This window comes from Sphingomonas kyeonggiensis (genome assembly GCF_014204495.1).
Lineage (GTDB): Bacteria > Pseudomonadota > Alphaproteobacteria > Sphingomonadales > Sphingomonadaceae > Sphingomonas > Sphingomonas kyeonggiensis_A.
In genome coordinates this window covers 967,989-988,223 of record NZ_JACHLN010000001.1, presented here as the reverse complement: position 1 = coordinate 988,223, position 20,235 = coordinate 967,989, and the positions used below count along the sequence as shown (strand labels likewise).

General features: G+C 68.2%; 23 protein-coding genes. 17 read left to right on the top strand and 6 right to left on the bottom strand.

All coding sequences use genetic code 11. The annotated features are described in order from the left end of the window. Window positions 1-170: 170 nt before the first annotated feature. A complete protein-coding gene (locus HNP52_RS04825) occupies window positions 171-2,465 on the top strand; it encodes a CDC48 family AAA ATPase (RefSeq protein ID WP_184163204.1) in 2,295 nt (764 codons plus the stop codon). Between the two features lie 102 nt (window positions 2,466-2,567). Here HNP52_RS04825 and HNP52_RS04820 read toward each other — a convergent pair whose 3' ends face one another. Beyond that, window positions 2,568-3,818 carry an MFS transporter gene (locus HNP52_RS04820; RefSeq protein WP_184165039.1) on the bottom strand — a complete coding sequence of 417 codons (1,251 nt, stop codon included), beginning with the start codon at window positions 3,816-3,818 and terminating at the stop codon, window positions 2,568-2,570. Window positions 3,819-3,862: 44 nt separating this feature from the next. Further along, complete coding sequence (locus HNP52_RS04815) at window positions 3,863-4,186, bottom strand: antibiotic biosynthesis monooxygenase (RefSeq protein ID WP_184163202.1); 324 nt, start codon at window positions 4,184-4,186, stop codon at window positions 3,863-3,865. A 267-nt stretch (window positions 4,187-4,453) separates the two neighbouring features. Here HNP52_RS04815 and HNP52_RS04810 point away from each other — a divergent pair, with 267 nt between their 5' ends. Continuing rightward, a complete protein-coding gene (locus tag HNP52_RS04810; protein ID WP_184163200.1) occupies window positions 4,454-5,203 on the top strand; it encodes a sulfite exporter TauE/SafE family protein in 750 nt (249 codons plus the stop codon). 30 nt (window positions 5,204-5,233) lie between these two features. On the opposite strand, the gene HNP52_RS04805 is transcribed toward HNP52_RS04810, so the two are convergent. Further along, a complete protein-coding gene (locus HNP52_RS04805; protein ID WP_184163198.1) occupies window positions 5,234-6,169 on the bottom strand; it encodes a ribose-phosphate pyrophosphokinase in 936 nt (311 codons plus the stop codon). 128 nt (window positions 6,170-6,297) lie between these two features. Here HNP52_RS04805 and HNP52_RS04800 point away from each other — a divergent pair, with 128 nt between their 5' ends. The 9 genes from HNP52_RS04800 to HNP52_RS04760 all read left to right on the top strand — a co-directional run bounded on the left by HNP52_RS04800 (window position 6,298) and on the right by HNP52_RS04760 (window position 13,188). Further along, the gene (locus tag HNP52_RS04800) at window positions 6,298-7,623 is read left to right on the top strand and encodes a glutamate--tRNA ligase (protein WP_184163195.1); all 1,326 of its coding nucleotides are present in this window, start codon (window positions 6,298-6,300) and stop codon (window positions 7,621-7,623) included. 85 nt (window positions 7,624-7,708) lie between these two features. After that, complete coding sequence (locus tag HNP52_RS04795) at window positions 7,709-8,377, top strand: energy transducer TonB (protein ID WP_184163193.1); 669 nt, start codon at window positions 7,709-7,711, stop codon at window positions 8,375-8,377. Between the two features lie 65 nt (window positions 8,378-8,442). Next, complete coding sequence (locus HNP52_RS04790; RefSeq protein WP_184163191.1) at window positions 8,443-8,790, top strand: hypothetical protein; 348 nt, start codon at window positions 8,443-8,445, stop codon at window positions 8,788-8,790. A 14-nt stretch (window positions 8,791-8,804) separates the two neighbouring features. Beyond that, window positions 8,805-9,734, top strand: coding sequence for a bifunctional diaminohydroxyphosphoribosylaminopyrimidine deaminase/5-amino-6-(5-phosphoribosylamino)uracil reductase RibD (gene ribD / locus HNP52_RS04785; RefSeq protein WP_184165036.1), 930 nt, complete (start codon window positions 8,805-8,807; stop codon window positions 9,732-9,734). Then, window positions 9,734-10,342 carry a riboflavin synthase gene (locus HNP52_RS04780; RefSeq protein WP_184163188.1) on the top strand — a complete coding sequence of 203 codons (609 nt, stop codon included), beginning with the start codon at window positions 9,734-9,736 and terminating at the stop codon, window positions 10,340-10,342. The genes ribD and HNP52_RS04780 overlap by 1 nt, the downstream gene beginning before the upstream one ends. Further along, window positions 10,329-11,465, top strand: a complete 1,137-nt coding sequence (gene ribB / locus HNP52_RS04775) for a 3,4-dihydroxy-2-butanone-4-phosphate synthase (RefSeq protein WP_311768402.1) — start codon at window positions 10,329-10,331, stop codon at window positions 11,463-11,465. Before HNP52_RS04780 ends, ribB begins: the two co-directional genes overlap by 14 nt. A 1-nt stretch (window position 11,466) precedes the next feature. Beyond that, entirely contained in the window at window positions 11,467-11,886 is a 420-nt protein-coding gene (gene ribH, locus HNP52_RS04770; RefSeq protein WP_184163183.1) for a 6,7-dimethyl-8-ribityllumazine synthase, read from the top strand. Window positions 11,887-12,028: 142 nt separating this feature from the next. Continuing rightward, the gene (locus HNP52_RS04765; protein ID WP_184163181.1) at window positions 12,029-12,367 is read left to right on the top strand and encodes a hypothetical protein; all 339 of its coding nucleotides are present in this window, start codon (window positions 12,029-12,031) and stop codon (window positions 12,365-12,367) included. Window positions 12,368-12,459: 92 nt separating this feature from the next. After that, a complete protein-coding gene (locus HNP52_RS04760; RefSeq protein WP_184163179.1) occupies window positions 12,460-13,188 on the top strand; it encodes a carboxypeptidase-like regulatory domain-containing protein in 729 nt (242 codons plus the stop codon). On the opposite strand, the gene HNP52_RS04755 is transcribed toward HNP52_RS04760, so the two are convergent. Continuing rightward, window positions 13,185-14,291: an alkene reductase gene (locus HNP52_RS04755; RefSeq protein WP_184163176.1), complete on the bottom strand. Its 1,107-nt coding sequence runs from the start codon at window positions 14,289-14,291 to the stop codon at window positions 13,185-13,187. The two genes, HNP52_RS04760 and HNP52_RS04755, sit on opposite strands and share 4 nt — an antisense overlap. A gap of 56 nt (window positions 14,292-14,347) precedes the next feature. Between HNP52_RS04755 and HNP52_RS04750 the strand changes: the two genes are divergently transcribed. The 4 genes from HNP52_RS04750 to HNP52_RS04735 are packed head-to-tail and all read left to right on the top strand — an operon-like array spanning window position 14,348 to window position 18,098. Continuing rightward, window positions 14,348-15,277, top strand: a complete 930-nt coding sequence (locus HNP52_RS04750; protein WP_184163173.1) for a DMT family transporter — start codon at window positions 14,348-14,350, stop codon at window positions 15,275-15,277. Beyond that, window positions 15,274-15,933, top strand: coding sequence for a COQ9 family protein (locus tag HNP52_RS04745; protein ID WP_409372594.1), 660 nt, complete (start codon window positions 15,274-15,276; stop codon window positions 15,931-15,933). The genes HNP52_RS04750 and HNP52_RS04745 overlap by 4 nt, the downstream gene beginning before the upstream one ends. A 45-nt stretch (window positions 15,934-15,978) precedes the next feature. Continuing rightward, window positions 15,979-16,251 (top strand): FeoA family protein, encoded by a 273-nt coding sequence (locus HNP52_RS04740; protein WP_184165030.1) that lies wholly within the window; start codon window positions 15,979-15,981, stop codon window positions 16,249-16,251. Beyond that, the gene (locus tag HNP52_RS04735) at window positions 16,248-18,098 is read left to right on the top strand and encodes a ferrous iron transporter B (protein ID WP_184163170.1); all 1,851 of its coding nucleotides are present in this window, start codon (window positions 16,248-16,250) and stop codon (window positions 18,096-18,098) included. The genes HNP52_RS04740 and HNP52_RS04735 overlap by 4 nt, the downstream gene beginning before the upstream one ends. 6 nt (window positions 18,099-18,104) lie before the next feature. Here the strand turns inward: HNP52_RS04735 and HNP52_RS04730 are convergent, their stop codons facing one another. After that, window positions 18,105-18,278: a DUF4169 family protein gene (locus HNP52_RS04730; RefSeq protein ID WP_184163167.1), complete on the bottom strand. Its 174-nt coding sequence runs from the start codon at window positions 18,276-18,278 to the stop codon at window positions 18,105-18,107. Window positions 18,279-18,352: 74 nt separating this feature from the next. On the opposite strand from HNP52_RS04730, the gene ssb reads away from it, so the two are divergent. Both ssb and HNP52_RS04720 read left to right on the top strand, forming a co-directional pair. Further along, window positions 18,353-18,931 (top strand): single-stranded DNA-binding protein, encoded by a 579-nt coding sequence (gene ssb / locus HNP52_RS04725; RefSeq protein ID WP_184163164.1) that lies wholly within the window; start codon window positions 18,353-18,355, stop codon window positions 18,929-18,931. A gap of 17 nt (window positions 18,932-18,948) precedes the next feature. Further along, complete coding sequence (locus tag HNP52_RS04720) at window positions 18,949-19,383, top strand: hypothetical protein (protein ID WP_184163160.1); 435 nt, start codon at window positions 18,949-18,951, stop codon at window positions 19,381-19,383. Here the strand turns inward: HNP52_RS04720 and HNP52_RS04715 are convergent. After that, a complete protein-coding gene (locus HNP52_RS04715; RefSeq protein WP_184163158.1) occupies window positions 19,380-20,234 on the bottom strand; it encodes a pirin family protein in 855 nt (284 codons plus the stop codon). The genes HNP52_RS04720 and HNP52_RS04715 overlap by 4 nt on opposite strands. Window position 20,235: the final 1 nt, after the last annotated feature.

Here is a 20,235-nt window from a genome sequence, read left to right as displayed (position 1 = left end):
CACAAAGCACGTGCCTTTCAGGCATCCTCTCCTAAAACTTTCCCGGCCGGTCCTTGAGATCGGCCTTTTTTTTGCCCGCGCGATTCGCGCCGGGCCCTGCCGCCTCCGCCGTTGCGGCGGCGAAATCCGCACCCCATGTTCCCCGCACAACGCCTGCGGAGAACAGAAACATGGCGGACGAAGAAGCGCAGCCGATCAAGCTGCAAGTTGCCAATGCCCGGCCCGAGGACAGCGGCCGGGGCCTCGCGCATCTGCCGCGCGCCCTGATGGCGCGGCTCGGCCTCACCGAGGGCGATGTGATCGAGATCGTCGGCAAGCGCGCCACCCCGGCGCTCGCCGTGCTGCCCTATGCCGAGGACGAGGGCCTCGAGATCCTGCGCATCGACGGCCTCCAGCGCGCCAATGCCGGCGTCGGCTCGGGCGATTTCGTCGAGGTGCGCAAGGCGGTGTCCAAGCCCGCGACTCGCGTCGTCTTCGCGCCTGCCCAGCAGAATCTCCGCCTCCAGGGCAGCGGCGAGGCGCTCAAGCGCGTCTTCTTCCAGCGCCCGCTGGCCCAGGGCGATGTCGTCAACACCAACGCCCAGCAGCGCGCGGACATCCCGCCCCAGGTCGCCCAGTTCCTCCGCGCGCCCGCCTATGCGCTGCAGGAGATCCGCCTCAACGTCGTCTCGGCCAGCCCCAAGGGCATCGTCCATATCGACGAGAATACCGAGGTCGAACTGCGTCCCGAATATGAGGAGGTCGGCGGCGACGGCCGCCGCGCCGACGTCACCTATGACGATATCGGCGGCATGGCCGGCACGATCGACCAGCTCCGCGAGATGGTCGAGCTGCCGCTGCGCTATCCCGAGCTGTTCCAGCGCCTCGGCGTCGATCCGCCCAAGGGCGTGCTGCTCCATGGCCCGCCCGGCACCGGCAAGACGCGGCTCGCCCGCGCCGTCGCCAATGAATCGGACGCGCAATTCTTCCTGATCAACGGGCCCGAGATCATGGGCTCGGCCTATGGCGAATCGGAAGGGCGCCTGCGCCAGATCTTCGAGGAAGCGGCCAAGGCGGCGCCGTCGATCGTCTTCATCGACGAGATCGATTCGATCGCGCCCAAGCGCGGCCAGGTTTCGGGCGAGGCGGAGAAGCGCCTGGTCGCCCAGCTGCTCACGCTGATGGACGGGCTCGAGGCCCGCGCCAACATCGTCGTCATCGCCGCGACCAATCGCCCCGATGCGATCGACGAGGCGCTGCGCCGGCCGGGCCGGTTCGACCGCGAGATCGTGGTCGGCGTGCCGGACGAGCGGGGGCGTCGCGAGATCCTCGGCATCCACACCCGCGGCATGCCGCTCGGCGACAAGGTCGATCTCGGGGAGCTCGCCCGCACCACCTTCGGCTTTGTCGGCGCCGATCTCTCGGCGCTCGCCCGCGAGGCGGCGATCGAGGCGGTGCGCCGGATCATGCCCAGGCTCGACCTCGAGAAGGGCACGATCCCGCCCGAGGTGCTCGATACGCTGGCCGTCACCCGCGAGGACTTTCTCGAGGCGCTGAAGCGTGTCCAGCCCTCGGCGATGCGCGAAGTCATGGTCCAGGCGCCGACGGTGCGCTGGGAGGATGTCGGCGGGCTCGACGATGCCCAGATGCGTCTGAAGGAAGGCGTCGAGCTGCCGCTCAAGGATCCCGACGCGTTCCGGCGCCTCGGCATCCGCCCGGCCAAGGGTTTCCTGCTCTATGGACCGCCGGGCACCGGCAAGACCCTGCTCGCCAAGGCAGTGGCGCGCGAGGCGGAGGCGAACTTCATCGCCACCAAGTCGAGCGACCTGCTCAGCAAATGGTATGGCGAGTCCGAGCAGCAGATCGCGCGGCTGTTCGCCCGCGCCCGCCAGGTCGCGCCCTGCGTGATCTTCATCGACGAACTCGATTCGCTGGTGCCGGCGCGTGGCGGCGGCCTGGGCGAGCCCCAGGCGACCGAGCGCGTGGTCAACACGATCCTCGCCGAGATGGACGGGCTCGAGGAGCTGCAGTCGGTGGTGGTGATCGGTGCGACCAACCGGCCGAACCTGATCGATCCGGCGTTGCTGCGCCCCGGACGGTTCGACGAGCTGATCTATGTCGGCGTGCCCGATGCGGCCGGTCGCGAGCGCATCCTGCGTATCCAGACCGAGAAGATGCCGCTGGCGTCCGACGTCGATCTGGGGGCGATCGCCGAGCAGACCGAGCGCTATACCGGCGCCGATCTGGAGGATGTGGTTCGCCGCGCCGGCCTGATCGCGCTGCGCCAGTCGCTCCAGACCAAGGAAGTGACCGCGGCGCACTTCGAAGCGGCGCTTGCCGATTCACGCGCCACGGTCACGCCCGAGATGGAGAATGAATATCAGGCGATGTCGGGTCGGCTGAAGCAGCAGGCCTCGGCGATCGAGCCGATCGGCTTCATCTCGCCGGGCATGCTCCAGGCGCACGGGCCGAAGGGCGTGGACTAAACGCCGCCCAAACTGATTCGTCATCCCCGTGCAGGCGGGGATCCAGAGTCGCAGAGGACAGTGCTTTGTAACCCTGGATCCCCGCCTTCGCGGGGATGACGTTTATTGGGTGTTCGGCTCGGCCCGCCGCGTCGCCACCCAGGCATAGACCAGCAGGCACCCCAGCGCTCCCGCCGCGGTCAGATAGGGCAGCGGCCGCCAGACCTCGTACAGCCCTACCCCGATCGAGGGCCCGAGCACGAACGCGGCGCCGTTCACCGAGGTAACCTTCCCCGCCACCGAACCTTGCGCGTCCGCCCCTACCCCCAGCGAGGCGCCGGCGGTGAATCCCGGCCGGGCAAACCCCATCCCCAGCGAGATCAGCGCATAGCCCATCGCGATACCGTACAGCGTCGTCGCGGTGCCGGTCGCCACGCAGCCGAGCAGCCCCAGCGCGGCACCCGTCAGGATCAGCGCGCGCGGGCGCAGGTCGAGCATCGGGATCAGTCCCCATTGCGCGAGCAGCGATGCGCCGGCGCCGATCATCAGCACCAGCCCGGTGGGGTGCAGCGCCTCGACCGGGGGCAATTGCATCCGGTCGATCACCAGGAAGCCGATCGCCTGGCCGGTCATCGCCTGGGCATGGCCGATGATCAGCCCCGCGATGATCCAGGCGCGGATGCGCGGATCGAAATAGCGGACATTCTCGCTGGTTTCCTCGGCGGTGGCGGCGGTCACCGTCGCGCCGGTCCCCTGCCCGCCGATCGAGGGATAGGAGATCGCGGCGCCATGCGCATGGCCCTCGTCCTTGGGCAGGCCGCGCGCGGCGGCGATCCAGATCACCACGCCGATCGCGCTGGCGGCAAAGGCGGGTCCGGCGAGTCCTATCAATGGTCCTCCCGGCCAGAGATGCCCCATCACCAGATAGGGCGCGATCGCCGGGCCCAGGATCGTGCCGAGTCCGAAGGCCGAAGCGAGCAGCGTCAGCGCCTGCGTCCGCTCCTCGCGGCTGGTCCGTCCCGCCACGATCGCCTGCACCGCCGGCGGCGCCGCCGATCCGAAGGTCCCGTAGATCACCCGGCCGGCGACAAAGGCGATGAAGGTCGCCACCGGTCCCAGCCAGCCATTGATTCCCAGCGCCAGGCACAGGCCGCACAGCCCGAGCGACACGGTGAAGCCGGCGATGCCGATCAGCACCATCAGGCGGCGACCATGCCGGTCGGACCGATTGGCCCAGAAGGGCGCGGAGATCACCCAGAGCAGGGCGGAGACCGAGAAGACCGCGGCGACGGCGCTGTCGGGCGCATGGAGCGAGCGGCCGAGCGCCGGCAGCACCGATTGCAGCGCGGTATTGCCCGCCGCGATGACGAGCATGACGGTGAACAGCAGCCCGAAGGTGCCGTCGACCCGCCGGAACTTCACGGCCGCTGCCAGCTATAGCTGCGCCCGATCTCGGCGACATGGAGCATGTACCAGCTATACCAGCGCCCGCGCCCGGCCTCGCGCGTCTCGGCATGTTCGGGATGCTTGCGCCAGGCCACGGCACTGGCCTCGTCGGCCCAATAGCTGAGCGTGATCGCCTGGGCCTGGTCGTTGCCGACATGATCGACGCCGCGATAGCCCGGCTGCTGCGCCGCCAGCGCATCCATCCGCGCCGCGGCCTCCGCATAGCCCGCCGGGTCCGTGCCGGTGCGCTCGGAAATGAACATGACGACGGTTTGCCCGCTGCGATCCTCTGCCATGGACCCTGCCCCTAACCTAACCGTCACCCCGGCGAAAGCCGGGGTCTCAGGCGAAGGTGCATGACGCCGCCCCGCGCCGAGCTCCGATGGCGCCGAAGGGCAGCGCTACCCACAACTCCCCCGTCACCCTGAACTTGTTTCAGGGTCCAACCCTCCACCGGCGATATCCCTCGCCGCGCCTTGGATGCTGAAACAAGTTCGGCCTGACGAAGGAGGATCGCAGCGCCCCACTTTCGCTTGCCGGCATTTGCCCGTAGCGCCTGCGCCATGATCACCGATTGGCATTTCTACGCGCTCGCCGTGCCCGCGGTGATCCTGCTCGGTCTCTCCAAGGGCGGGTTCGCGGGGATGGGCGCCCTCTCCCTGCCCCTGCTCGCCTTCGCGATCGATCCGGTCCGCGCCGCCGCGATCACCCTGCCGATCCTGATCGCGCAGGATGTGGTCGGCGTCTGGGCGTTCCGCCGCACCGTCGATTGGAAACTGCTCGGCTGGATGCTGCCCGGCTCGATGCTCGGCATCGCCCTCGGCTATTGGTTCGCGGCCAGCGTTCCCTCGGCGGCGGTGATGGCGATGGTCGGGGCGATCTCGATCCTGTTCGGCGTCTATCGGCTCTGGGCAGCGCGCAACACGACGCCGAAGGATACCGCCCGCTGGCCGGACTGGATCGGATCGCTGTTCGGCATCGCCTCGGGCTTCACCAGCCAGATCGCCCATGCCGGCCAGCCGCCCTTCCAGCTCTGGGTGCTGCCGCGCAACCTGCCGCGCGACGTGCTTGTCGGCACCACCGCGATCTTCTTCGCCGCGACCAACTGGATCAAGGTGCCGGCCTATCTCGCGCTCGGCCAGTTCACCCGGGCCAACCTTATGACCTCGGCCGCGCTGCTGCCGCTCGCCCTCGTCTCCACCGTCGCCGGCGTCTGGCTGGTGCGCAAGGTCGACGCGGCACGCTTCTACACTGCGATCTATGTGCTGATGATCGGCGTCGGCATCGCGCTCGTCGCCGAGGCGATCCGCTGAACTCCCCTCCCTGCCGGGAGGGGAAGCAGATCAGTCGAACAGGCTCGACACCGAGCTCTCGTCCGCGATGCGCTTGACCGCTTCGGCAAGCAGCGGCGCGATCGTCAGGTGGCGGATCTTGCTGCTCTCGGCGATCACGGCGTGGTTGCCGATCGAGTCGGTGATGACCAGCTCGGCCAGCGCCGAACCGTCGACACGGGCGACGGCGCCGCCCGAAAGCACGCCGTGGGTGCAATAGGCGACCACGTCCTCGGCGCCCGCCGCCTTGAGCGCGGCGGCGGCGTTGCACAGCGTGCCCGCCGAATCGACGATGTCGTCGATCAAGATGCAGAAGCGCCCTTCGACATTGCCGATGATGTTCATCACTTCCGATTCGCCCGGGCGCTCGCGGCGCTTGTCGACGATGGCGAGCGGAGCGTTCTCCAGTCGCTTGGCCAGCGCGCGGGCGCGGACCACGCCGCCGACGTCGGGCGACACCACCATCCACTTCTTGTCGGGGAAGCGGCTGTGGATGTCGGCGCTCATCACCGGGGCGGCGAAGAGATTGTCGGTCGGGATGTCGAAGAAGCCCTGAATCTGGCCGGCGTGCAGGTCGACCGAGAGGACACGGTCGGCGCCGGCGGTGGTCACCAGGTTGGCGACCAGCTTGGCCGAGATCGGGGTGCGCGGACCGGGCTTACGGTCCTGGCGGGCATAGCCGAAATAGGGGAGCACCGCGGTGATGCGCTTGGCCGATGCGCGCTTCAGCGCATCGATCATGATCAGCATCTCCATCAGGTTGTCGTTCGCCGGATAGCTGGTCGACTGGAGCACGAAGACGTCCTCGCCGCGGACATTCTCGAGGATCTCGACGAAGATCTCCTCATCCGCGAAGCGGCGGACATTCGCCTGGGTCAGCGGAATCTCGAGATACTCGGCGATCGCCTTGGCGAGCGGCGCGTTCGAATTGCCGGCCAACAATTTCATCGAAAATCTCCAGCGTGTCCCGTTGCGCCCCTTTGTCAGCCGATTCCCGGCGGGGCAAGACGGGGAAGTGCTTATACACGGCTAATGCATCGGTGGCGTGGCTTTCACGGCACGGCTAAGGGCAGCACATGACCGTCACCACCCGCTTCGCGCCGAGCCCCACCGGCACGCTCCATGTCGGCAATATCCGCACCGCGCTCCACAACTGGATGTTCGCGAAGCGGCATGGCGGGCGGTTCCTGCTGCGGATCGACGATACCGATGGCGAGCGCTCGGAGGAGCGCTTCGTCGCGGCGATCCGCGCTGATCTCGCCTGGCTGGGGCTGCATCCCGATGGCGAGGAACGCCAGTCGGCCCGGTTCGATCGCTACGAGGCGCGGCTGGCCGAGCTGGCGGCCGCGGGGCGAGTCTATCCGGCGTACGAGACGGCGCAGGAGCTGGAGCTCAAGCGCAAGGTGCTGCTCGGGCGCGGCCTGCCGCCGGTCTATGACCGCGCTGCGCTGGCGCTGAGCGATGCGGACAAGGCGAAGCTGGAGGCCGAGGGCGTCCGCCCGCACTGGCGCTTCAAGCTCGACCATGACGCCATGATCGAGTGGGACGACATGGTCCGCGGCCCGCAGCGCTTCGATCCGAAGACGATGAGCGATCCGGTGGTGCGCCGCGCCGACGGCAGCTGGCTCTATCTGCTCCCCTCGGTGATCGACGATATCGATATGGGCATCAGCCATGTCGTGCGCGGCGAGGATCATGTCTCGAATACCGCGACCCAGCTCCAGATGTTCGCCGCGCTCGGTGCCGAGCCGCCCCGCTTTGCCCATGAGGCCCTGCTCACCGGCAGCGAAGGCAAGCTCTCCAAACGGCTCGGTTCGCTCGGGTTGGATCATTTCCGCGGAGCAGGGATCGAATCCCAGGCCCTGCGCGCCCTGCTCGCCAGACTCGGCACCAGCGATCCCGTCGAACCCTTTGTCGATTCCGCGCCGCTGGTCGAAAGCTTCGACTTCGCCCGCTTCGGCCGCGCCCCCGCGCGGTTCGACGAGGACGAACTGGCCCAGCTCAATGCCCGCATCGTCCACCAGTTCGGCTATGCAGCCGTGCGGGACCGCCTGCCCGCCGGCATGACCGAAGCGGGCTGGAACGCGATCCGCCCCAACCTTTCCACGATCGCCGAAGCCGCCGACTGGTGGCAGGTGGTCGAAGGCCCCGTGCATGCCGAGATCGCCGAGGAGGACCGCGCCTTCCTTGCCCAGGCCGCCGGGATCGCCGCCGGGCTCGACTGGGCAGACCCCTGGCCCGCGCTCACCGGTGCGCTCAAGGAAGCCACCGGCCGCAAGGGCCGCGCGCTGTTCCTGCCCCTGCGACTCGCCCTTACCGGCCGCGAGCATGGCCCCGACATGGCGGCGTTGCTCCCGCTGATCGGCAAGGATGCTGCCCTGGAACGCCTGCGCGGCACATGATCGCAAAATCATTTGCACGTAAAATGTAATGTTGTATCATCACTGGAGTCGGCCCAGTCCGGCGAAGGAGATGGAGTGCAACGCCATGTATGCCGAACATCGCTACCAGCCCCAGCAATCGCGCGCCGTCAGCATCGGCGCATCGCTGCTCGTCAGCGGGGCCATCATTACCGGAATGATCTATTCGGCACCGAATGTCGTGAAGGCGCTGACCGGCACGGTGATCGAAGCCTATGAGGTGAAAGAAACGCCCCCGCCGCCGATCGACCCGCCCAAGCCGCAGCCCGAGGTCAAGGCCAAGACGCCGACCCAGCCGCTGCCCAATGCGCCGGAACCGCTGGTCAAGGCGCCGACACAGAATCCCACCGCGACCACGACCGAGATCTATCCCCCGATTCCCGAGCCGGCCAAGCCGGTCGACACCGGCCCGCCGGTCTCGCTCGATCCGCCCAAGGTCGTGCCGCCGCTGGTCGGCGCGCGGCGCGATGGTCGCTATGCCGAGGATTTCCAGCCCGCCTATCCCGCCTCCGAACTGCGTGCCCAGCGCGACGGACGCGTCTCGGTCCGGGTGCTGGTCGGCGCCGATGGCCGGGTGAAATCGGTCGAGCAGGTCAGCGCCACCAGCGCGGCCTTCTTCGACGCGACCAGGCGCCAGGCACTGTCCAAATGGCGCTTCAAGCCGGCGACGCGCGGCGGCGTCGCGGAGGAAAGCTGGATGACGCTCAGCGTCACCTTCGAGATCAAGGACCAGTAACGGGACGTTCTTGATAGCGCGGGGGCTGGCTCTCGGGCCCCCGCGCTCCTATCTTCGGCACCAAGATGGACTACCTCAAGAGATTCAACCCGCTGCTCGCCTTTGGCGATTTCAGGCGCTGGCTTGCCACCCGCAAGACCTATGAGCTGTGGTTCATGATGCTCGCCATGGTGGTGACGCTGGTGATCCTCTACATGTTCGTGAAGGATTCGGCCGTCGAGGCACCCTACAAGCGCGACATCATCTATGTGCAGCAATGGCGCCTCGATCGCAGCGATGCCGATATCAAGGCGCAGCAGGCCAAGGACCTGCCCGAGGAACTGAAGCGCAAGGCCGAATATGAGGCGGCGCAGAAGAAGCGTCAGGCCGAATTCAAGAAATATGACGATTGGCTGACCCAGCACGGCTTCTGAGCGACACGCGCTGGATGGGGGCTGCGCTCGCGCTGGCGGAGCGGGGCAGGGGGCGGACTGCGCCCAATCCCAATGTAGGCTGCGTGATCGTGCGGGATGGAATCGTTGTCGGACGCGGCTGGACCCAGCCCGGCGGCCGTCCGCATGCCGAAGCGATGGCACTGGCGCAGGCCGGCGAAAAGTCGCGCGGCGCAACTGCCTATGTCACGCTCGAGCCCTGCGCGCATGAATCGGCGCGCGGCCCGGCATGCTCCAACCTGCTGGCCGCTGCCGATGTCGCCCGGGTGGTGATCGCGCTCGGCGATCCCGATCCACGCACCAATGGGGCAGGGGCCGCCCGCCTGCGCGCCGCCGGAATCGAAGTGATCGAAGGCGTCAGCACCGAAGAGGCGCGCCGTTCGACGGCCGGTTTCCTCACTCGTCTGGCCAGCGGCCGCCCGTTCGTCACGCTCAAGCTCGCAACCTCGCTCGATGGCCGCATCGCGCTCGCTTCGGGCGAGAGCAAATGGATCACCGGCGAGCAGGCGCGGGCCCATACTCATCTCGAGCGCGCCCGGCACGAGGCGATCCTGGTCGGCCGGCGGACGATGGAGATCGACACCCCCCGGCTCGACGTCCGCCTGCCCGGCCTCGAGGATCGGTCGCCGCGCCGGCTGGTGCTTTCCGCCGCCGGTGAACTGAAATCCCCGGTGGACATTGCGAAGCTGGAGGGCATCAACCATCTGTTCGTCGAGGGCGGGGCCGAGACCGCTGCGTCCTTCCTGCGCGCCGGCCTGGTCGATCGGCTGCTGCTCTACCGCGCGCCGATCCTGATCGGCGGCGACGGGCGGCCGGCGCTTGGGGATATTGGTCTCACCCGGCTGGGCGATGCCCAGGATCGCTGGCGGCTGGTAGAAAGCCGCATGCTTGGCAAGGACAGGATGGAGGCCTACGAGCGCGCCTGATGTTTACTGGAATCGTCACCGATATCGGCACCGTTGAGGCCACCGAGAAGCAGGGCGACCTGCATGTCCGTGTGTCCACCGCCTATGAAACCGGGGGCATCGATCTCGGTGCGTCCATCTCCTGCTCGGGCGTCTGCCTGACCGTGGTCGACAAGGGCCCGGCCTGGGTCGCGTTCGACGTTTCGGGCGAGACGATCAGCCGGACGGCCGAGGGCATGTGGACCTCGGGCCGCAGGCTCAACCTGGAGCGCGCGCTCAGGCTTGGCGACGAGCTGGGCGGCCATATCGTCACCGGCCATGTCGACGGCATCGGCACGGTCAAGTCGATCGAGGAGATCGGCGGCTCGCATCACATCGTGATCGCCGCCGGCCCCGAGCTCGCGCCCTATGTCGCGCCCAAGGGCTCGATCACCGTCGATGGCGTCTCGCTCACCGTCAATGCGGTGCGCGATACCGATGCCGGCGTCGAGTTCGACCTCAATATCATTCCGCACACCGCCGCCGTCACCACGTTCGGCGCACTTGAAGCAGGGCAGGCCGTCAATCTCGAGATCGATGTGCTCGCCCGTTACCTGCAGCGCATGGAGGCGCTCCGTGGCAAAGCCTGAACTCGCCCGCCTGAAGCATGGTTTCCTCTCCTCGCCCGAGGAACTGATCGACGAGGCCCGCAATGGCCGCATGGTCATCCTCGTCGATGACGAGGACCGTGAGAATGAGGGGGACCTCGTCATCCCCGCCCAGATGGCGACGCCCGACGCGGTCAATTTCATGGCGCGCTTCGGCCGCGGCCTGATCTGCCTGGCGCTTACCGCCGAGCGCGGGCGCCAGTTGCAACTGGAACCGATGGCACGCATCAACGGCACCCCGCTCGGTACCGCCTTCACTGTCTCGATCGAGGCGAAGGAAGGCATTTCGACCGGCATCTCCGCCGCCGACCGTGCGCGCACCGTCGCGGTGGCGATCGATGCGACCAACGGCCCGGACGCGATCACCTCGCCCGGCCATGTCTTCCCGCTGATCGCCAAGGACGGCGGCGTTCTCGTCCGCACCGGCCATACCGAGGCTGCGGTCGATCTGGCGCGGCTTGCCGGGCTCAATCCGTCGGGCGTGATCTGCGAGATCATGAAGGACGACGGCACCATGGCCCGTCTCGACGATCTCATCGCCTTCGCCCAGTTCCACAATCTCAAGCTCGGCACGATCCGCGACCTGATCGCCTATCGCCGCCGCCACGATCATCTCGTCGAGAAGCGCGCCGAGACGCAGTTCGAGAGCGAATGGGGCGGTGACTGGACCGCGCTGACCTTCTGGAACAAGGCAACCGAGAGCGAGCAGGTCGCGCTGGTCAAGGGCAAGATCGATCCCGCCAAGCCCACGCTTGTCCGCATGCACGCGCTGTCGCCCTTCTCCGACATCTTCGGTGAGGGTGGTGCGCGCGGCGGGCTGCTGCGCCGGTCGATGGAGATCATCGCCGAGGAAGGCTCGGGCGTGGTCGTGGTGATCAACAAGCCGCGTCCCGACCAGTTCACCGTCGCGCTCCAGGCACGCGCCGGCACGCTCGAGGTCAAGGACATGGACGAGCTGCGCGACTATGGCGTCGGCGCGACGATCCTCACCGAACTCGGCGTGCAGGACATGATCCTGCTCACCAATACGCACCACACGCTCGTGGGGCTCGACGGCTATGGCCTGTCGATCGTCGGCGAGCGTCCCATCGATACCGGAGAATGACTTGGCACGTGTCCTGATCGTCGAAGCGCGCTTCTACGCGCATCTGAATGACCTGCTGCTCGAAGGCGCGCGCGCCGCGATCGAGGAAGCGGGCCACAGCCACGAGACCATCACCGTCCCCGGCGCGCTCGAGATTCCCGGCGCGGTGGCGATGGCGGCGGAGAGCGGCCGCTATGACGCGTTCGTCGCGCTCGGCGTGGTGATCCGCGGCGAGACCTATCACTTCGAAGTCGTCTCGAACGAAAGCGCCCGCGGCCTGATGGCGCTGGCGATGGATTCGCTGCCCATCGGCAACGGCATCCTCACCGTCGAGAACGAGGCCCAGGCGCTCACCCGCGCCAAGCCCGACGAGAAGGACAAGGGCGGCGAGGCCGCCAAGGCGGCGCTGGCGATGCTGGCGCTCAAGAGCAAGTTCGGCTGATCCCATGGACATGCCCCCGACCCGCTACCGTGTAGTGGAGCAGGGGCGTCGGCTGATCGTGATCGATACGCAGGCGGGGCGGTCTTCCTCCCCGCCTGTTGTCGTATCCAGGCCCGAACTATTTGCCGACCGGCGGCGCGCCATGGAAGCACCGCGACCGCAGTCACGGGTTCAATCCCCGCCCCGCCCGTCAGGCTCGCCCGACCCCCTTGGGCGCTATGCCGGAGGGGAGGGATTCAGTTTCGTCAGCGCGCGCTGGTATGATGGCGAGGGTCCGCGGCGTATCCAGCTCGACCAGGACGGGGTCACGCAGCTTGTTGCGGTGCTGCTGATCGGTCTTGTTGTCCTCGGGTTCTTCGTCACGCTGATCGGCTGGCCGATCCTGCTGGTGCTCGGCTTCCTGGCCTTCAATCCCAAGACCCGCGCCGGGCTGCGCACCGCCGGCGCCACCTGGCTGACCGCGATCGACCGGCCGCAATAGCTCCGTCGAGACATGGTCCGCGCCCGTCGCGGTTCGATTGCTCCCGATCCTCCCGCGCGGCAGCCCGCGCGGAATACCTTCGGGAGGGATCCATGTTTCGCTATGCCATCGCCTTCGCCCTGATCTCGCTCGGCTGCGCCTGCGCGCCCTCGCCCAGCCAGGCCCAGGCCCAGCAGGGCAGCGTGAGCGGCCGGGTGGTCGATGACCAGGGCAGGCCGGTCGCCGGCGCCGAGATCTATGTGAACTACCAGTCGTTCGGCGGCGGCCGGGCGATGCAATATGGCGCCAGCCACCAGCGCGGGACCAGGACCGGCCCCAACGGCACCTACCGAATCCGCGTCGCCGACATGGCGCCGGGCGAATACAGCATCTCCGGCTATGCCACGCTCAACGTCAACGGGCAGCGGATCCAGGTAAAGCTGATCCCCACCAACGAAGCGAACTTCGCCAGCACCGCGGCGACCGTCCGCAATTTCCGGCTCGGCTATACCGAGGGCAGCGGCGAGAGCAGCTACGGCGTCGGCGGCATCGTGCTGGTGCAGACCGCGGTGATGGACTTCACTCCGCTCGGCGAAGTCGAAGTGACGCTGGTCCCATCAAAGGGCGGAGCGCCGCTCACCCGCCGCCTGCGCCAGACCGGGGAGGGCTGGGTGGCGACGGGCGTGCCGTTCGACGATTACCGGGTCAGCGTCCGCCATCAGGGCCGCCAGCTGCTCGTCCGCGACGGCGGCAGCGGCCCCTGGGTCGACAGTTTCGTAGGCAGGTTCAAGCCGCTCGGCGCGTCCAGCTACGAGATGCGGATCGACATCAAGCAGCCCTAGGCGGCCTTGGCTTCCCAGGCGGGGTAGTCGGTATAGCCCTCGGCCCCGCCGATATAGAACAGGTCCTCGCGCTGCGGGTTGAGCGGCAGGCGCTCGCGCAGGCGCAGCGGCAGGTCCGGATTGGCCAGGAAGGTGCGGCCATAGGCGATCGCATCGGCCTCGCCCGCATCGAGCGCGGCCTGGGCGTCGTCGAGATGATAATCGGCGTTGAGGATCAGCGGCCCCTTGAAGACCTTGCGCATCCCCGGATGGACCGGCGGATGGTCGGGCAGGCCGCGCGTGCCGCCCGGGCGCGGCTCGCGCATCTCGAGAAAGGCGATGCCGATCTCGTCGAGCGTCGCCGCCGCCGCTTCGAACAACGGCGCCGGGTTGCTGTCGTTGATGCCCTGCACTTCGCCATTGGGCGACAGGCGCACGCCGGTGCGATCGCCGCCGATCGTGTCGACCACGCGCTGGGTGACTTCCTTCAGCAGCCGCACCCGATTGGGGATCGAGCCGCCATAGGCGTCGTCGCGGAAGTTCGAATTGTCGCGCAGGAAGCTGTCGATCAGATAGCCGTTGGCGGCATGGACCTGCACCCCGTCGAAGCCGGCGCGGATCGCGTTGCGGGCGGCGCGGGCATAGTCGTCGAGCAATCCGGGGATCTCGTCGGTGCGCAGCGGCCGGGCCTGGGCATAGGGGCGCTTGATCTCGCCGCTCTCCTCGGCCGGATAGGTGCGCACGCTGCCCGGCGCGGTGTTCGCCGAGGCCGAGACCGGGGCCTCGCCGCCGAGGAAGTCGGGATGGACCAGCCGGCCCATGTGCCAGAGCTGGGCGACGATGCGGCCGCCGGCTGCATGCACCGCCTCGACCACCGGCTTCCAGGCATCGGTCTGTTCGTCGTTCCACAGGCCCGGGGCATAGGCCCAGCCGAGGCCCTGCTGGCTGATGCCGGTGGCTTCGGAGATGATGAGGCCGGCGCTGGCGCGCTGGGCATAATAGTCCGCCATGATTGGCGTCGGCACATGCGCGCGCGTCGCGCGGCCGCGGGTGAGGGGGGCCATGAACAGGCGGTTCGGCGCATGGATCGCGCCCAGCTGGATCGGATCGAACAGGTTCGGCATCGTCGCAAATTCCCTAACGACTGTGACGACGGCCAAATAGGTGGCTAAGGGGGCGCATGCATCGGCCCGCCCCTTCAAGAAAAGCTTCGTCGCCGCAAACCGGCTCTGCGTTGCCGATCCTGGCGCTTCTCGCCGGCAACATCGCGCTCGCCTTCGGGCCGTGGTTCGTGCGGCTGGCCGATGTCGGGCCGGTCTCGGCCGGCTTCTGGCGCCTCGCCATCGCCGCGCCGATCCTGATCGCGCTGGCCTTTGCCGGGCAGAAGCGCCCCTTCGCCGCCGTGGGTGGCCTGTGGCCGGCGATCGCGCTGGGCGGCATCGCCTTCGCCGCCGATCTGGCGAGCTGGCATGTCGGCATCCTGCAGACCACGCTCGCCAACGCCACGCTGTTCGGCAATTCGGCGACGCTGATGTACCCGATCTATGGCTTCCTCGTCGCCCGCATGTGGCCGACGCGGACCCAGGGCCTCGCGCTCGCGCTCGCCGCTGCCGGCGCCGGGCTGCTGCTCGGGCGCTCCTACCAGCTCTCGCCCGATCATCTCGTCGGCGACCTGCTCTGCTTGCTCGCCGGCACGCTCTACACCGTCTATTTCGTGCTGATGAGCAAGGCACGCGAGGCGATGGCGCCGATCCCGGCGCTGGCGCTCTCCACGCTCGCCGGCATCCTGCCGCTGGCGCTCGCCGCCCATCTGATGGGCGAGACCTTCTGGCCCCAGCATTGGGGAATCCTGGTCGGCCTCGCGCTGGCCAGCCAGGTGGTGGGGCAGGGGCTGATGATCTATGCGATCGGCCATCTTCCGCCGCTGGTGGTCGGCATCGGCCTGCTCTCCCAGCCGATCGTCGCCGGGATCGTCGGCTGGAGCGCCTATGGCGAGAAGCTGGGCCTGGCCGACTTCATCGGCGCCATCCTCGTCGCGATCGCATTGGTGCTGGTGCGCAGCGGCGGCGCGCGGGTTGCGCAGGAATCTGAGGAGGCTAGACCGGCATGATGGACCTGAAGGACGCGACTCTCGACGAACTGCGCGCCGCGCTCGCCCCCGAAGTGGCGGTCAATGCGGCGTTCGACGGCTGGAACAATCACGCGCTCGACGCTGCCGCGGACAGCCTCGGCGTCGACCGCGACGTCGCGCATCTCGCCTTCACCGACGGCCCGGTCGCGATGATCGACGCCTGGTTCGCCCATATCGATGCCGCGATGCTCGCCCGCTTCACGCCCGAGCAGCTGGCGGCGATGAAGATCCGCGCGCGCATCACCGCGCTGGTCGAGGCCCGGCTCGATCTCGCCGCTCCGCACCGCGAGGCGCTGCGCCGTGCGCTCGCCATCCTCGCCATGCCGCAGAACGCCGCGCGCGGCGCGAAGCTCGGCTGGCGCGCCGCCGATGCGATCTGGCGCGCCGCCGGCGATACCGCCACCGACTATAACCATTATACCAAGCGCATGACGCTCGGTGCCGTCTATGGCTCGACGATCGTGGTGTTCCTCGACGACGAGAGCGAGGGCCAGGCGGATACCCGCGCCTTCCTTGCCCGCCGCATCGAGAACATCATGCAGTTCGAGCGCACCAAGGCGAAGTGGCTGACGCCGCCCGAGCATCATTTCAGCCTGTCGCGCTTTATCGGACGGCTGCGCTACCCCGCGGTATAAAAGCGCACTGGCGCACCGCACTCCCAATTGATAATGACTCGCAGCATGAATGCCCCCGCTGCGATTCCCGTGCCCATTCCGCTTGCCAGCCTGCCCCGCCACAAGCCCGGTGCCGTCGCCACTGTCGACTGGAGCAAGCTGAGCGAGCCCGAGGGCCGGCGCCTGCGCGAGCTGGGACTCGATGAGGGCGTGGAAGTCGAGCTGCTCCACAAGTCGGGCCTGCTCGGCGGCGGGCCGATCGCCTGCCGCATCGGCCGGATGACCGTCGCGCTGCGCCGTCACGTCGCCTCGGCGATCCAGGTCAGCCTCCGGTCATGAACGCAGCCCCGCTGGTTGCGCTGGTCGGCAATCCCAATGCCGGCAAGAGCGCCCTGTTCAACGCCCTTACCGGCGCCCGCCAGAAGGTCGGCAACTATCCCGGCGTCACCGTGGAGCGCCATGCCGGCCGCTTCTCGCTGCCCGATGGCCGCCCGGTCGAGCTGCTCGACCTGCCCGGCACCTACAGCCTCGATCCCTCGAGCCCCGATGAGCAGGTCACGCGCGACGTGCTGGTCGGCAAGCAGGAAGGCGAGCGGCTGCCCGATGCGATCATCGTCGTCGTCGATGCCACCAATCTCGACAACCACCTGCGCTTCACGCTCCAGCTGATCGCGCTGGGCCTGCCGGTGGTGGTCGCGCTCAACATGGTCGACATGGCCGAGCGCGACGGGCTGATCCTCGATCCCCAGGCGCTCGAGCGCGAACTCGGCGTGCCCGTGGTCGCCACCGTCGCGGTGCGCAAGCGCGGGCTCGACATGCTCAAGGAGCGGCTGGGCGACGTGGTCCGCGGCGATCACAAGCTGCGCAAGAGCGACGGCGTCCAGCACGAGATGGTCGTGCTCCAGCGCCGCGCCCGCCAGATCGCCACCGCGGTCACCGTTTCCGAGACCGCCGCACGCCGCTGGACCCACCGGATCGACGCGATCGTGCTCCATCCGGTCGCCGGGCCGATCATCCTGCTCGCGCTGATGTTCGTCATGTTCCAGTCGGTCTTCGCCTGGGCCGAGGCGCCGATGGGCTGGATCGAGGCCGGCATGGCCTGGATCGAGGATGCGGTTTCGGGCGCGCTGCCCGCCGGCTTCGTCCGCGATTTTCTCACCCAGGGCCTGATCGCCGGCGTCGGCGCGGTCGTGGTGTTCCTGCCGCAGATCCTGATCCTGTTCGCCTTCATCCTGGTGCTCGAGGCGACCGGCTACATGGTCCGCGCCGCGATGCTGATGGACCGGGTGATGTCCAGCGTCGGCCTGTCGGGCCGTGCCTTCATCCCGCTGCTTTCCAGCTTCGCCTGCGCCGTGCCCGGCATCATGGCGACGCGCACCATCGCCGACGAGAAGGACCGGCTGACCACGATCCTGATCGCCCCGCTGATGACCTGCTCGGCCCGCCTGCCGGTCTATGCGATCATCATCGGCGCGCTGATCCCCGATCGCGCGATCCTGCCCGGCATCGGCCTGCAGGGGCTGGTGCTGTTCGGCCTCTATATCCTCGGCATCGCCGGCGCGTTCGGCGCGGCGCTGCTGCTTCGCCGGACCGTGACCAAGGGCGCGACTTCGGGCTTCATGATGGAGATGCCGAAATACCAGGCGCCGCGGATCGGCGACGTGCTGCTCGGCCTGTGGCAGCGCGCGATGATCTTCCTCAAGCGCGCCGGCACCACCATTGCCGCGACGGTGGCGATCCTCTGGCTGCTCGCCACCTTCCCCCAGGCGCCCGCCGGGCAGAAGCAGAGCGAATATTCTATCGCCGGCCGCATCGCGAGCGGGATCGAGGTCGTGGTCAAGCCGATCGGCTTCAACCACGACATCTCGCTGGCGCTGCTTCCCGCGATGGCTGCGCGCGAGGCGGCGGTGGCGGCGATCGGCACCGTTTACGCGGTCGATAATCCCGAGGATGCGCGGGGCGAGGCGACGATCACCGAGAATCTGCGCGCCCGCTGGACGCTGCCGACCGCGCTTGCCTTCCTGATGTGGTTCGTCTTCGCGCCCCAGTGCATCTCGACGATCGCGGTGACGCGGCGCGAGACCAATGGCTGGAAATGGCCGATGTTCATGATCGGCTATCTCTTCGCGCTCGCCTATGTCTCGGCGGGGCTGACCTATTGGAGCGCGGTGGGGCTGGGGCTGTAGCGGCGCTCAATCGCGCTTGGCGTCGTCCAGCGTCTTCGCGATCCGGGCCTGTTCGGCGGCTTCCGCCTGCTTCTCGGTCTTGCTGCGTCCGAAGCGGATGCGGTTCTCCTCCGCACGGGCGGACTTTTCCACACGTGCCTTTGCCTTGCGCGCCCGGTTCAGGTTGATGATCTCGGCCAAGGATAGTACCCCATTCGTTCACCGGCGGCATGCGCACGCGCCACCGTCGATACGATTTTCATAGCGGAGTTTCCATGGCGGGCAGCGTCAACAAAGTGATCCTGGTGGGCAATCTCGGGCGCGATCCCGAGAGCCGCAGCTTCCAGAACGGCGGCAAGGTCGTCGAGCTGCGCATCGCCACGTCCGAAAGCTGGAAGGACCGCAACTCGGGCGAGCGCAAGGAGAAGACCGAGTGGCACACGGTCAAGGTCTTCAACGAAGGCCTCGCCAATGTCGCCGAGCGCTATCTGCGCAAGGGCAGCAAGGTTTACATCGAAGGCGCGCTGACCACCCGCAAGTGGCAGGACGCGCAGGGCCAGGACCGCTATTCGACCGAGATCGTGCTCCAGGGCTTCAACTCGGTGCTGACCATGCTCGACGGCGCGCCGGGTGGCGGCGGTGGCGCGGGCGGCGGCTTCGGCGGCGGCCGCTCCTCGGGCGGCGGTGACGATTGGGGTGGCGGCGGCGACGAGTTCGCCGGCCAGTCCTCCAGCCGGGGCGGCGGCAACTTCAACAGCGGCGGCCAGCGCTCGGGCGGCGGCAATGGCGGTGGCGGCAACAATAGCTTCGGTGGCGGGTTCCCTGATGATCTGGACGACGACGTCCCGTTCTGATCGGTGAAAGGATTGCCATGCGCGGCGCTGTAATTGGTCTGGCTTTTCTGGCGGCTGCCTGTGGCGGCCCCAAGACCACCGACGATCCCGCCGCGCAGAATGTGATCGATGCCGCGTCCAAGGGCACGCCCGCCGCGGTCGCGGCGGGTACGTGCGCCGACAAGCCCGATTGGGTGCCGATCTACAAGGAAGCCAAGATCATCAGCTGCACCAGCGGCGATGTCGCGGTCACCGGCAAGCGCAGCGGCACGGTGATCTACACCGATTTCGCCACGCCTTCCTCGATCCTCACCTGGTCGAAGCAGCAGGCGATGGCGTCGGGGCTGGCGCTCAGCATCGAGGACGGCAAGTCGTTCAGCGCGGCCCAGGGCGATGCGCGCACGCTGCGGGTGATGGCCGAATCGGGCACCGCGCGGACCAATGTCACGGTGAACTGGGGCGTGAAGAACTAGGCTTCCACGATCTCCGCCACGCCGAACTTGCCGGCTTGGTAGTCGTGGAAGGCCTGGCGGATCTCCGCCTCGCTGTTCATCACGAAGGGCCCGTGCGCCACGATCGGCTCGTCGATCGGCGCGGCATGGCCGAACAGGAACAGTGCCGGCTCGGTCGCGGTGATCGTCACGCCGTCGCCCGGGCCCAGCTCGGCGAGGTGGAAGTGCGGCACCGCGGTGCCTTCCACGTGGAACATGCCCCGCGCGCCATAGAGGAACACGTCGCGCCCCGCGAGCCCGTCAAAGGTCACGCTGCCGCCTGCTTCGATCTCGACCCAGCTCAGGAACACGCCGGTCAGCGAGTCGACCACGCCTTGCGCGCCGCCGAACGCACCCGAGATCAGGTGCACGGTCGCGCCGTCCGCCGTCACCGCCGGGATCGCACCGGCCTGCGCACCGACATAGCGCGGCGCGGTCATCTTCAGCCGGGCGGGCAGGTTCACCCAGAGCTGGAGGATCTCCATCGGCCCGCCGTCACGCTTGAAATCGGCGGGCGAGACCTCGGCATGGACGATGCCGCTGCCCGCGGTCATCCACTGGATGCCGCCGGCGCGGATGATGCTCGCATGGCCGGCGCTGTCGGTATGCGCCAGCTCGCCTTCGAGGATGAAGGTCACCGTTTCGAAGCCGCGATGCGGGTGCGGGCCGAAGGGCAGGCCGCGATTGTTCGGCGGATAGCGCTGCGGTCCGTGATGGTTGAGGAACAGGAAGGCGCCGACATGGCCGATTGCCGGCCCCGGCACCGGGCGGCGCGTGACCAGGTCGCCGATATCGTCGCGAAACGCCGGATGCAGCCGCTTCACCGTCCGCATC